Source organism: Actinophytocola algeriensis (genome assembly GCF_014203735.1).
GTDB lineage: Bacteria > Actinomycetota > Actinomycetes > Mycobacteriales > Pseudonocardiaceae > Actinophytocola > Actinophytocola algeriensis.
On the sequence record NZ_JACHJQ010000002.1, the window covers coordinates 427473 to 440778 of the forward strand.

Sequence of the window (13306 nt, forward strand, 5' to 3'; positions counted from 1 at the left end):
GACGGGGAAGACAGCGCTTCGATCCCCTCCGCCCACAACTTGCACTCCGCATGTTCTTACCGGGGTCCCGCGTGACAAAGTCCTGTCATGCGCAGTGACGTGCGAGTGGTGTTGAGGCACTGGCTGGGGGCAGACGTGCGTGCGGTCGAGGGCTTGTCGGAGGAGGCGCTCGACGAGCTGAGCGACGTGCTCACCGCCGCGCGGGAGCAGCAGGCGCGGGCGCTGGCCGCCGCGTCCGACGAGGCGTTGCGGCAGATGCCGCCGATGGTGCGGGGCACGGTCAGCCGTCTGCTGGGGTGGTGACCGTGGGGACCGACCTCGCGACGCGGGCCGAGCTGGTGAAGCTGGCGCGTGCGCTGGGCACGACGCCTGACGGGGTCGCGTTCGCCGCGGTGTTGCCGCACGAGGACATCCGGCGGGTGCGGGAGCGGGTGGTGGCCACCCTGTACGACGAGCACCGGGGCGCGTTCCAGCGGGTCGCGGCGATCACGCGGGTGTTGCCGACGGCCGTGAACGTGCGGATCGCGTTGCGTGCGTTCCCACCGCTGCTCGCCGCGCGGGTCGCCGGGGAGATGACCCCGGACCGGGCGGCCGAGCTGGCCGACCGGATGCCGGTCGAGTACCTCGCCGAGGCGTGCGTGCACCTCGACCCGCGCCGCGCCGGGCCGCTCGTCCAGCGGATCCGGCCGGACCGGGTGCTCGGGGTGGTGATGGAGCTGATCAGCCGCCGCGAGTTCATCACCCTCGGCAGGATGCTCGACGCCGCGAGCGAGGGCGTCATCCACGACGTGGCCACCACGGTGTCGACGGAAGCGTTGCTGCGCATAGGTTTCTACGCCGAGTCCGGCGCCCAGCTCACCCGTGCGGTCGCGCTGCTGCCACCGGCCCGGCTCCGCGGCGTGGTCCGCGACGCGCTGAGCGGCGCACCGGGGCTGGCGTCGGCGGGTCTCGCGCTGCTCGGCAGGCTGACCGACGACGAGCTGCGTGGCCGCCTGGCCGGTTTCGCCGCCGAGTCCGGCACGGAAGCCCTGACCGCGCTGCTGCACACCGCGCTCGACGACGACGCGGTCCCGGCCCTGCTGTCGGGCGTGGCCGTGATGGACGAGGACGGTCAGCGGCGCGTGCTGCGGCTGCCCGCGCTGTCCGCGCCGGAGGTGCTCGACCGGTTGCTGCGGGCCGTGGAGAAACACGACCTGTGGCAGACGATGGCGGACCTGACGAACCACATGTCCGGCGAGCTACGGCTCCGCGTCACCGCCGCCTGCGAGCGCCGCCGCTAACCGACGGAACGCTGCTGCGGGATCGGCGTCGGTCTGGCGGGCTCCTCGAGCGCCTCCGCCTCGGCGGGCGCCAGGAGCGGCGCCGCGCCGACGAGCACCTCGCGGGCGCTCCGCAGCTGCGTCGCGAGGCGGACCCGCAGGTCGCGCAACCGCGCCACCTCCTGGTTCGCGGCGTCGATCCGCCGGCAGGCGTCCTGTTCGGCCGCGGTCACGAGCCGCTCGGCCTCGCCGGTCGCCTCCCGGATCCGCCTGCTCGCCTCGGCCCTGGCCGCCGCGGAACGACGCTCGGCGCCCTGCGTGGCGTCCCGCATCAGGCGGCTGGCACGTTCCCGCGACGTGGCGACCCGGTGCGCCGCGTCCTCGGTCGCGTCGCCGACCAGCCGTTCGGCGTAGGCCTTGGACGCGCTGACGCGGTTCTCGGCCTCCTCGGTGGCCTCGCGGACCAGCCTCTCCGCTTCGGCTTTCGCCACGGCCGTGCGGTTCTCCGCCGTCTCGGTCGCTTCGCGGACCAGGCGTTCCGTCTCGGCTGTCGCCACCGCGGTGCGGTGCTCGGCATCTTCGGTGGCCTCGCGGACCAAGCGCTCGGCCTCGGCTTTCGCGACCGTGGTGCGGTTCTCCGCGGTCTCGGTGGCCTCGCTGATCAGGCGCTCGGCCTCAGCTGTCGCCACGGCAGTGCGGTGCTCGGCATCCTCGGTGGCCTCGCGGACCAGGCGCGCGGCCTCCGCCTTGGCGGCCGTCGTGCGGCTCTCGGCGTCGGTTGTCGCCTCGCTGATCAGGCGCTCGGCTTCCGTCGTCGCCTCGCGGATGCGGCGTGCCGCTTCCGCTTTCGCCGCCACTGTCCGGTTTTCCGCACCCTCCGTCGCCTCGCGCATCAGGCGGCTCGCCCGCTCCCGCGAGGTCGCCACCCGTCCTTCTGCCTCCGCTGTCGCCTCGCTGATCAGGCGTTCGGCTTCAGCTGTCGCCTCGCGCACCAGCCGCTCCGACTCCGCCCGCGCGGCCGACCTGGTCTCGGCGGCCGCCGCCGTGGCCTCGCGGATGCGACGTGCTGCTTCCGCTTTCGCCGCCACTGTCCGGTTTTCCGCACCCTCCGTCGCCTCGCGCATCAGGCGGCTCGCCCGCTCCCGGGACGTCGCCACGCGCTGCTCCGCGTCCGCCGTCGCCTCCCGGACCAGGCGGTTGGCCTCGGCCTGGGCGGCGACCTTCTGCTCGGCGATCTCCCGCATCGCCTCCGCGCGCCTGCGGGCCATGGCCACCTCGAAGTCGGCCTCCACGCGTTCCCTGCGCCGGGCCGCGAAGTCGTCCAGCTCGGTGCGCCGCCGGTCGGCCTCGGTGGTCATCACCGCCGCGTCGACCTGCGCCTGCTGCAGCAGCTGGCGATGCTCCTCCTCCGTGGCGCGACGGGTGCGGTCCATGTCCGCGAGCGCCCTCTCGTACCTGGCCCGCAGTCGCCCGGCCGCCTCCTCCGCCGTGGCCCAGGTGTTCTCGGCGGCGGCTCGCGAACGCGCCACGACCTCGGCGGCCTCCTCCTTGGCCAGCTCGACCATCTTCCGCAGCCGCGCGGGCACCGCCGCCGCGTCGACCGGCGTGCGGGACAGCTCGTCGACCTGCCGCGCCAGTTTCGCGTTCCTGACACGCAACTGCTCGACCTCGGACACCAGTGCCTGCGCCAGTTCCGCGTTGGCGTCGCGGTCCGCGGCGAGCAGCCGCAGCTCCTCCTCCACCGCGCGCACGTACTGGCGGACCGGCCCGCGCCGGTATCCGCGCAGCACCACGTCGAAACCCGTGCGCAGCGGGACCAACTCCCTGCCGTCACTCACCCGGCCATCACTTCCTTCCGCCGCACGAGAATCAACGCGTCCGTCCTAAGTGGACATTCAGGACGGACGGTGTGTGGTTCCACCCTTACCAGCGTCGCCCGGGACCGTAAAGGGTGCGACGGTCAGAGATGATCATTCTGCGGTCAGCGGCCTTGTGAAAGGTCCTTAGCAAGGCTTACAGTCGGCGCACCGAACTTTTGACGATGAGGTGCAAAAGATGGCTGGTTCTGAACGAAAGTCCTCGCGACGCAGGTTCCTCCAGGGTGCGGGAGCGGCGACCGCGGTCGGCCTGAGCGCTCTGGCGCTCCCCGGGACCGCCGCCGCGGCAACCCGCGGCCGCCCCGTGCCACCCGGCAAGATCGGCTTCCAGCTGTACTCGGTGCGCGACATGCTCCGCCGGGACCCCGAAGGCACCCTGGCGATGATCGCCGACGCCGGATACGCCGAGGTCGAGCCCGCCTACGACTACGGGAACCGCACACCCGAGCAGTTCCGCAAGATCGTCGACGACAACGGCCTGAAGGTCATCGGCAGCCACCACAACCCGTACGACTTCCGCGGCGACCTCGCGCAGGTCACGCTCGAGCGCGCGGTGACGCTCGGCCAGAAGTACGTCGGAGTCTCGTACATGGACGGCCAGCAGACAGCGGACGGCTACCGCCGCATGGCCGAGGAGATGAACCAGTGGGGCGAGACCGCGCGGAGCTACGGCCTGCGCTGGTACGCCCACCTGCACGACAACGAGTTCGCGACCGACCAGAACACCGGTGAGGTGCTGTTCGACATCTGGCTCGCGGAGACCGACCCGCGGCTGGTGACGTTCGAGATGGACCTGTACTGGATCCTCCGCGCGGGCGCGGACCCGATCGCCTACGTGGACCGGCACCAGGACCGGTTCCCGCTGTTCCACCTGAAGGACGGCACGCCGACCGAGGGCATCGAGACCGACCTCGGCGAGGGCACGGTCGACTTCGTGAGCATCCTCTCGCACCTGCGGGATCTGGGGAGCCACGACTTCGTCATCGAACGCGACCAGCAGCCCGACCCGGTGCGCACGGCGAACGTCTCCTATGACTACCTGCGGAGCCTCCGCATCCCGCGCGCCTACTGAACCGCGGCCGGGCGTCGTTGGGGCAGAGCAGGATCGGTCGCACCATGACCCGTGCTCCGTGCACAGCCGTGCCCCACGGCGCCCGGCACTCGCGGCGGCGAACGAGTTCGGTGGAGTTCGCCGGCCTAACCCTTCAGCGGGTCGTGGCCGATCGTCATCAGGCGGTGGCGCCAGTGGGCCTCGCCCGCGGTTGGTTCCAGGTCGTCGCGGCGGTCCGCGTGGATCCGGTCCACGACCCTCTGCATGACGCGCAGGTCCTCGTCGTTGAGGTCGGTCTTCCGTTTGCCGAGGATGGCCAGCACGTGCTGCCCCGTCTCGGAGCCCGCCTGGTCGGGCAGCTCCTCGGTCTCGGTGTCCGCCGAGCGAACGCGTAGCCATTCGCTCAGTTCACGGGACGTCATGTTCACGACCCGGTGGAACTCGGCCCACAGGTCCTCGTCTACCGGCGTGTTCGCCACGAGCCTCGCCTCCTCCGTCAAGGGTCCGTAGTTCGCGGGGCTACCCGGGTGAACGGCCGCGAAACGTCTTTACATCGTTGGCACAACGTTGTAAAAGCTAGTCATGGCCACCTTGAAGGACGTCGCGGTGCTCGCCGGGGTGTCGGTCAAGACGGTCTCGAACGTGGTCAACGGCTACGAGTTCGTGAAGCCGGAGAACCGCCGCCGCGTCGAGGACGCGCTCAACGCCACCGGCTACCGGCCCAACCTCGGTGCCCGCAACCTGCGCCGCGGGCGCACCGGGTTCATCGCGCTCGTCGTCCCGGAGCTGTCGATCCCCTACTTCGGTGAGCTGGCAGGCGGGATCATCGCGGCCGCCGCCGAGCACGACTGGAGCGTGCTCATCGAGCAGACCCAGGGTGACCGGGCCCGTGAACGCAAGGTCATCACGGATCTGGGGCCGCACATGGTCGACGGCGCGATCGTCAGCCCGCAAGCGGTGGTACCCGACGACATCGCCACCCCCGGCGTGCCGGTGGTGCTGCTCGGCGAGCACCCGCTGCCGCTCCCCCTCGACCACGTCGGCATCGACAACGTCACCGCCGCCCGCACTGCCGTCCACCACCTCATCGACCTCGGCCGCACGCGGATCGCGGTCATCGGCCAGCACCCGACCCGCGGCACCGCGACGCAGCGGCTCGCCGGCTACCGGCAGGCCATCGCGGAGGCCGGGCTGACCGAGATCGTGGCGCCCGCGCTGCGCTACCACCACAGCGACGGCGCGCTGGCCATGACCGAGCTGCTCGACCGCCCGGAACGCCCGGACGCGGTGTTCTGCTTCAACGACATGCTCGCGCTCGGTGCCGTCCGCGTCGCCCACGACCGTGGCCTGCGCGTCCCGGACGACATCGCGATCGCCGGATTCGACAACACCGAGCACAGCGCATACAGCGTTCCCTCGCTCACCACCATCGCCCCGGACAAGGCGGCGCTCGCGAGGGCGGCCGTCGACCTCGTCCACCGTCGCGCGATCGACAAAGAGGACTTCCCGCCCCAGGACGTCTCGATCCCGTTCGCCTTGGAGGTCAGGGAAAGCACCACCCCATAACCGAATACGGCACCAGGCCCCCCTGCACCCTGGAGCTCCACCATGCGAGTACGACGACGTACGTTGCTGATCGGCAGTGCGCTCACCGCGGGCGTGTCACTGCTCCCCCGTCATGCCTCCGCCGAGGCAACCGAGACCACCGCGGCCCCCGCGCCGCGAAGACCGGCGTTCCTGCGGCTCCCACCCGGCGCGGTCCGCCCCCGCGGCTGGCTCGCCACCCAACTCGACCGTCAGCTGACCGGCCTCTGCGGCCGCTACCAGGAGATCTCCGACTTCCTCCGGTTCGACACCTCCGGCTGGGTCCACCCCGACCGCGACGGCTGGGAGGAACTGCCGTACTGGCTGCGCGGCTACGGCGACCTCGGCTACGTCACCGGCGACGCCCGCGTCCTCACCGACACGGAACGCTGGATCGAAGCCGTCCTCGCGACGGCGACGAGTGACGGGTTCTTCGGCCCGTCGCGGTTGCGGAACAGCCTCAACGGGCACGCGGACCTGTGGCCGCACATGCCGATGCTGCACGCGCTCCGGTCGTGGGCCGAGTACCACGGCGACACCCGCGTCGACGCCCTCCTCACCCGGTTCTTCCAGTTCACGGCCCGCCAACCGGACGGCGTGTTCGTCGACGGCTGGGGCAACACCCGGTGGGGCGACACGATCGACGTGGTCATGTGGCTCCACGACCGGACTGGTGACGCGTCGCTGCTGGACCTCGTGCACCGCATCCACCGGCTGTCGGCGAACTGGACCGGCGGGATCGCGAGCCTGCACAACGTGAACATCGCGCAGGGCTTCCGGGAACCCGCCCAGTACTGGCAGCTCTCCGGCGACGCCGCGCACCGCGACGCCGCCTACCGCAACTACGACACGATCCTCCGCACGTACGGCCAGTTCCCCGGCGGCGGGTTCGCCGGCGACGAGAACGCCCGGCCCGGGTTCGGCGACCCGCGCCAGGGCTTCGAGACCTGCGGCATCGTCGAGTTCATGGCGAGCCACGAGCTGCTGCTCCGGCTCACCGGCGACACCGCGTGGGCGGACCGCACCGAAGATCTCGCGTTCAACTCGCTGCCCGCGAGCCTCGACCCGCTCGGCAGGGTCACCCACTACGTGACCAGCGCGAACGTGGTCCGGCTTGACAACCTCGCGAAGACGCGGCGCCAGTTCCAGAACGGTTTCGCCATGCAGGCCTACAAACCGGCCGTGCACGACTACCGCTGCTGCCCGCACAACTACGGCCAGGGCTGGCCGTACTTCGTCGAGGAGATGTGGCTGGGCACACCGGGCGGCGGGCTCGCGGCAGCGCTGTACGGACCGTGTGCCCTGACCACGACCGTCGGGGGCGCGCGGCTGACGATCACCGAGGACACCGGCTACCCGTTCTCGGACACGGTCACGTTCCGCCTCGCGCTGGACCGCGCGGCCGCGTTCCCGTTCGCGTTCCGGATCCCCGCCTGGTGCCCGACCCCGCGCCTCACCGTGAACGGCACGGCGGTCACCACCACGCGCGGCTTCACCACGGTCGACCGGACGTGGCAGAACGGCGACACGGTCGTGCTCACCCTGCCGATGACCGTCCGCACCCGCACGTGGGCTGGCGGCGCGGTGTCGGTGGACCACGGCCCGCTGACGTACTCGCTGCGGTTCGACGAGCAGTGGCGCCGGTACGCGGGCACCGAGGCGTGGCCGGAGCTGGAAGTCACCTCCTCGACGGCGTGGAACTACGGCCTGACAACAGATCCCGCCCCGGCGGTGACCACGGGCGGCAACCTCACCGACCCGTTCACCGTGGCAGGCGCTCCGGTCCGGATCACCGTCAACGCGCAGAAGATCCCGGACTGGCGCGCCGACAGCCAGAACGTGATCGGCACGCTCCAGGGCAGCCCGGTCGCCACCACGGCACCGGTCGAGCGGGTCACGCTGATCCCGATGGGCTCAGCCCGCCTGCGCATCACCACCTTTCCGCGGACCGGGGGCACCCGCACCTGGGGCACACCCGGCCCGCCATGTCGCATCCAGAACAAGAACAGCGGCAAGGTCCTCGCGATCGACGGCTCCTCGACGGCCGACTCCGCGCACCTCACACAGTTCGCCGACAACGGCACCGCCGACCACCTGTGGCGGCTCGTCGACCTCGGCAACGGTCAGGTCAAGGTGCTCAGCACGCACTCCGGCAAGGTCGTCGGCGTGGACGGCATGTCGACCGCCAACTCGGCGCACGCGGTGCAGTTCGCCGACAACGGCACGACGGACCACGTGTGGGACCTTGTCGACAACGGCGACGGCTGGTTCCGCCTGCGCAACCGCAACTCGGGCAAGGTGCTGGGCGTCGACCTCATGTCCACCGCCGACTCCGCGCACGTCGTGCAGTTCGACGACAACGGCACCGCCGACCACCTGTGGCGGATCATCCCCGACGGTGACGTGCGAATCCAGAACCTGAACTCCACCAAGGTGCTCGCGGTCGACGGAATGTCCACACAGGACTCCGCACGGGTGGTGCAGTTCGCCGACACGGGCACGGCCGACCACCGCTGGCGGTTCCTGCCCGACGCCGACGGTTACTTCCGGATCCGCAACGCGCACTCCGGCAAGGTCCTCGGCGTGGACCGCATGTCGACGGCCGACTCGGCGTTCGTCGTGCAGTTCAGCGACAACGGCACCCGCGACCACCTGTGGCGGCTGCGTGCCGACACCGAAGGGCTGTGGCGAATACAGAACGCCAACTCCGGCAAGGTGCTCGGGGTCGACGTGATGTCCCACGCGGACTCCGCGCAGGTCGTCCAGTTCGGTGACACCGGGACCGCCGACCACGTGTGGCGGTTGCTGTGAGAGCACTCGTACTCATCACCGCACTGCTCGGCGGTCTGCTTCTCGTTCCGCCCCAGTCACAGGCGGTCGCGATCGTGTGTTTCCTGCACTGCGACACGCTCGACCCGGCACGGGCCGGGCAGGAGACGTTCCCCGTGCCGGAGCGGAACATCAACGGGCGCAGACTGGTACTGCATGTGTCCGATGTGGACGGTACGGCGTGGGGAAGCATCGACAACGGCCTCACTGGGGACTCGGTGTGGCTCGACCGGTCATGGGACGGCGGCCGCACCTGGGAAGGTTTGCTGGGTAAGGCAAGCGTACCCGCGACGTGGACCGGCACCCGGACGTTGATGTACAACGTCGGCGACCCGCGCACCCATCGGCGTGGGCTGATCCGTGCGTGCGGTGACGCGAACGCGGTCACGTGCACCGAGTGGGTGTACCCGACCGTGTGCGACGTCCGCTGCGACCGCACGGATGCGAGTCAGGCCGTCGGTGACGTCCAGCCGGTACCACCCACATCGTTGTCCGGCCGAGTGATCCGCCTGCACGTCGACCAGAACGCGATGGCCTGGGCCACCATCGAGGCCGGGGCGCCGGGCGACGAGGTCTGGCTCGACCGGTCGTGGGACGAGGGCGCCACCTGGCCGGACGGGTCGTCGCTCGGCCGCACCACAGCCACCCGCACCACCATGTTCGCGACGCGTGACCCGCGGGCACGGCTGTACGGCGGGGCGGTGCGCGCCTGCGGCCGGGCGGTGACCGGTGCCAACGGCAGCTGCACGGCATGGGCCCGGCCCGCACCCACGAGAGCGGGGGCGGCGGCGGACGCGCTCATGTACTCCTACGACCCGTACCACGGCTGGTGGCCGAGCAGCTGGTGGAACTCCGCCGCCACGCTGACCGCGGTCATCGACAGCATGGCGGCCACCGGCGGCTACGACTGGGTGATCGCGCGGACGTTCGACCAGAACAAGGGCACGTTCGCGGCCGGGGAGCGCAGCAGCGACGCGATCGAGGGCGACTTCGTCAGCCGCGCGATCGACGACAGCGCCTGGTGGGGTCTCGCGTGGATCGCCGCGTACGACCGCACGCGGGAGCAGCGCTACCTCGGCATGGCCACCACGATCGCGGCCTACGTGCACCAGTACTGGGACACCGGCACCTGCGGCGGCGGGGTGTGGTGGGACCGGGAACGCACCTACAAGAACGCCGTCACCGCGGGCCTGTACCTGCGGCTGGCGGCGTCGATCCACAACAGGACGCCCGGGGACTCGGTGTGGCTGCTGCGCACGCGCACGGCCGCGACCTGGTACCTCGGCAGCGGGATGATCAACTCCGCGAACCTGGTGAACGACGGGCTCACCCGCGACTGCCGCAACAACGGCCAGACCGTGTGGACCTACAACCAGGGCCTCGCGATCGGCGGCATGGTCGAGGCGTGGCGCGCCACCGGCGACACCGCGCTGCTCGACACCGCCCGCCGTCTCGCCGACGCCGGGCTCACCGGGCTGACGCGCAACGGTGTGCTCACCGAATCGTGTGATCTCGGCCAGTCCACGTGCGACGACAACCAGAAGCAGTTCAAGGGCGTGTTCAGCAGGTACCTCGCCGACCTCACGAGGGTGACGGGAGCACCCGTGTACGCCGACTTCGCCCGCAGGCAGGCCGACTCGATCTGGTCGGCCGACCGCGACGCGCTCAACCGGATCGGTCAGCGCTGGGCGGGTGGCACCGGAAACCAGCTCGACTGGCGCACCCAGGCGAGCGGGCTCGGCGCGCTCACCGCGGCACCGGCCCAGGAACGCGGCCCACGACCGATGGCGGCCGCCGGTCCCCCGATCTCCAGCGCGGCCGCGACCACCGACACAACCGGCCGAACCATCCACCGGCCAACCCAGTAGGAGCAGCCATGAGACTGAGACATCTACTCGGCGCCGCGCTGAGTTTCCTGATCACCGCCACCACGGTCATTGCGGTCGCGCCATCGGCGGACGCCGCCGTGTGGGTGCCCAAGACGCCACCGCTGTCCACGCCGTGGACGAGCCAGGTGTCGCCGACGAACGCGCTGCCGGAGTACCCGCGGCCGCAGCTGGTGCGTGGCGAATGGCAGAACCTGAACGGGGTCTGGGAGTTCGCGGGGGCGTCGAACATCAACACCCCGCCGGTCGGACAGACGCTGCCGGAGGGCGTGCTCGTGCCGTACCCGATCGAGTCGGCGCTGTCGGGCATCCAGCGGCACGAGGACAACATGTTCTACCGCCGCACGTTCACCGTGCCGTCCACGTGGGACGGTCGCCGCGTCAAGCTGAACTTCGGCGCGGTCACGTGGGAGACACGGGTGTGGGTGAACGGCACCCAGGTCGGCACTCACACCGGCGGTTATGACGCGTTCTCGTTCGACATCACGAACGCGCTGCGGGCCGGTTCGAACGAGATCATCGTCGGCGCGCACTCACCGATCGACGGCCAGCGCTTCCCGATCGGCAAACAGCGCCGCAGCCCGAGCGGCATCTGGTACACGGCGGCGTCGGGCATCTGGCAGACGGTGTGGCTGGAACCCGTGGCCGCCAACCACATCACACGCCTCGACACCACCCCCGACGTGCCTGCCGGCGTGCTCGACCTGGTGGTGCAGGGCAGCGCGGGCCAGCAGGTGCGGGCCGAGGTGCTGTCCGGCGGCACGGTCGTCGGGTCGGCGACCGGCACGGTCGGCGGGCACCTGCGGATCCCGGTGCCGAACGCGCGGCTGTGGTCGCCGAGCGACCCGTTCCTGTACGACCTGCGCGTGACCATGGGCACGGACGTGGTGACCGGGTACTTCGGCATGCGGTCCCTCGGCAAGGCCGTGGTGGGTGGGGTGATGCGGCCGCTGTTGAACGGCAAGTTCGTGTTCCAGCTCGGCACGCTCGACCAGGGCTACTGGCCGGACGGCATCTACACCGCACCGACCGACGAGGCACTGCGGTTCGACCTGGAACGGCAGAAGGCGCTCGGGTTCAACATGGTCCGCAAGCACATCAAGGTGGAGCCCGCGCGGTGGTTCTACTGGGCGGACCGGCTAGGGCTGATGGTGTGGCAGGACATGCCGTCGCTGGACGCGGTCAACGACACGAACGCCACGGCGCACGCCAACTTCGAGTCGGAGCTGACCAGGATGGTCAACCAGCTCAAGGGCATCACGTCGATCGTGCAGTGGGTGCCGTTCAACGAGGGCTGGGGCGAGTACGACAACGCCCGGATCGTGAACCTGGTGCGCGGCATCGACTCGACGCGGCTGATCAACCACAACTCGGGGTCGAACTGCTGTGTGTCGGACCCGAGCCCCACGAACGGGGACGTGATCGACGACCACGCGTACCAGATGTCCAGCGGGACGAGGACTCCGGACGCGACGCGGATCGCGGTGCTGGGTGAGTACGGCGGGCTCGGGCGCCGGGTCGTGGGGCACGAGTGGCAGCCGGGCGCCGGTTTCGCGTACGGGGACCTGTTCCCGGACGAGGCGTCGCTGACCAGCCGGTATGTGAACATCACGACCGATGTCGCGCGGTTCGTGCAGACCCGGGGGCTGTCGGGGTCGGTGTACACGGAGCCGTACGACGTGGAGAACGAGGTCAACGGGTTCTACACGTACGACCGGCGGATACTGAAGATGACGGCGTCGCGGGTGCTCGCCGTGAACCAGCGGGTGCTGGCGGCGGCGTCGGGCACGTCGGTGAACCAGGGCGAGCTGACGTCGCTGCGGGTGACGACGCCGGGGTACACGAACCGGTACCTGCGCCACCAGGACAGCCTGGCGCGCACCGATGTGGACAACGGCAGTGACACGCTCAAGCAGGACGCGACGTACTGGGTCCGGCCGGGCCTGGCGAACGCGACCTGCGTGTCGTTCGAGTCGCGGAACTTCCCGGGCCGCTACCTGCGGAACGCGGCGTCCAGGATCCGCGTCGACGCACCGGACGGCACGTCGGGCTACACGGCCGACGCGACGTTCTGCCCACGGTCCGGCTGGGGCGCGACCGCGCTCGAGTCGTTCAACAACCCGGGCGCCTTCATCCGCCACTACGGCGAGGCGGTGTACCTCGCACGTTCCGGCGGCCCGAACCCGTGGGACACCCCGACGTCGTTCGCGCAGGACACCACGTGGGCGGCGACCATCCCGCTGTGGCGCAGCGGCGCCGACCTGCCCCGCGACCAGGCCCGCTCGTTCCGGGTGACCACGCCCGGCTTCACGGACCGCTACCTGCGGCACCGCGACGGCGTGGCCAGAACGGACGTGGCGACGGCGACCAGCGACGCGGTGACGAAGTCGGACGCGACGTTCGTCGTGCGCCGCGGCTTGGCGGACCCGTCGTGCTACTCGCTGGAGTCGCGGAACTTCCCGGGTTCGTACCTGCGCCACCAGTCGTTCCGGGTCCGCCTGTCCGCGAACGAGAACACCGACCTGTACCGCCGCGACGCGACGTTCTGCGCGCAGCCCGGTTCCGGCGGAGTCCGCCTGGCCTCCCTGAACGAGCTGGGCACGAACATGCGGCACTACACGGAGGAGGTGTGGGTCGCGTCGAACGGCGGCGCCCACACCTACGACAACCCGACGTCGTACGACCAGGACGTGACGTGGTCGGTCAGCACCGCGTGGACACCGTAGGGCGGTGATCCCCACCGTCACGCCGGGTTGTCCGGCGTGACGGTGGGACCCCTACCGACCGCCCGCCGCCCGCCCTGCGTGGTTCCACTGAAGC

The 13306-nt window shown here is 70.8% G+C and carries 9 protein-coding genes; 7 read left to right on the plus strand and 2 right to left on the minus strand.

Features of this window, described 5'->3' with window-relative positions:
- Positions 1 to 87: 87 nt before the first annotated feature.
- Together FHR82_RS08205 and FHR82_RS08210 are read left to right on the plus strand one after the other, a co-directional pair.
- Complete coding sequence (locus FHR82_RS08205; RefSeq protein WP_184809677.1) at positions 88 to 303, plus strand: hypothetical protein; 216 nt, start codon at positions 88 to 90, stop codon at positions 301 to 303.
- A gap of 2 nt (positions 304 to 305) precedes the next feature.
- On the plus strand, positions 306 to 1280 hold the full coding sequence (locus FHR82_RS08210; protein ID WP_184809678.1) for a hypothetical protein: 975 nt from the start codon (positions 306 to 308) through the stop codon (positions 1278 to 1280).
- Here FHR82_RS08210 and FHR82_RS08215 read toward each other — a convergent pair.
- Complete coding sequence (locus tag FHR82_RS08215) at positions 1277 to 3097, minus strand: hypothetical protein (protein WP_184809679.1); 1821 nt, start codon at positions 3095 to 3097, stop codon at positions 1277 to 1279. The two genes, FHR82_RS08210 and FHR82_RS08215, sit on opposite strands and share 4 nt — an antisense overlap.
- A gap of 217 nt (positions 3098 to 3314) precedes the next feature.
- On the opposite strand from FHR82_RS08215, the gene FHR82_RS08220 reads away from it, so the two are divergent.
- Positions 3315 to 4208, plus strand: a complete 894-nt coding sequence (locus FHR82_RS08220; protein ID WP_184809680.1) for a TIM barrel protein — start codon at positions 3315 to 3317, stop codon at positions 4206 to 4208.
- Positions 4209 to 4333: 125 nt separating this feature from the next.
- Here the strand turns inward: FHR82_RS08220 and FHR82_RS08225 are convergent, their stop codons facing one another.
- Positions 4334 to 4666, minus strand: coding sequence for a DUF3140 domain-containing protein (locus tag FHR82_RS08225; RefSeq protein ID WP_184809681.1), 333 nt, complete (start codon positions 4664 to 4666; stop codon positions 4334 to 4336).
- 103 nt (positions 4667 to 4769) lie between these two features.
- On the opposite strand from FHR82_RS08225, the gene FHR82_RS08230 reads away from it, so the two are divergent.
- From FHR82_RS08230 to FHR82_RS08245, 4 genes are read left to right on the plus strand one after another with little or no spacing between them, the layout of a single operon-like run.
- Positions 4770 to 5753, plus strand: a complete 984-nt coding sequence (locus FHR82_RS08230; RefSeq protein ID WP_184809682.1) for a LacI family DNA-binding transcriptional regulator — start codon at positions 4770 to 4772, stop codon at positions 5751 to 5753.
- 42 nt (positions 5754 to 5795) lie between these two features.
- The gene (locus FHR82_RS08235; protein ID WP_184809683.1) at positions 5796 to 8582 is read left to right on the plus strand and encodes an RICIN domain-containing protein; all 2787 of its coding nucleotides are present in this window, start codon (positions 5796 to 5798) and stop codon (positions 8580 to 8582) included.
- The gene (locus FHR82_RS08240; RefSeq protein WP_311770959.1) at positions 8579 to 10468 is read left to right on the plus strand and encodes a glycoside hydrolase family 76 protein; all 1890 of its coding nucleotides are present in this window, start codon (positions 8579 to 8581) and stop codon (positions 10466 to 10468) included. The genes FHR82_RS08235 and FHR82_RS08240 overlap by 4 nt, the downstream gene beginning before the upstream one ends.
- An 8-nt stretch (positions 10469 to 10476) precedes the next feature.
- Positions 10477 to 13212: an AbfB domain-containing protein gene (locus FHR82_RS08245; RefSeq protein WP_184809685.1), complete on the plus strand. Its 2736-nt coding sequence runs from the start codon at positions 10477 to 10479 to the stop codon at positions 13210 to 13212.
- Positions 13213 to 13306 lie beyond the last annotated feature (94 nt).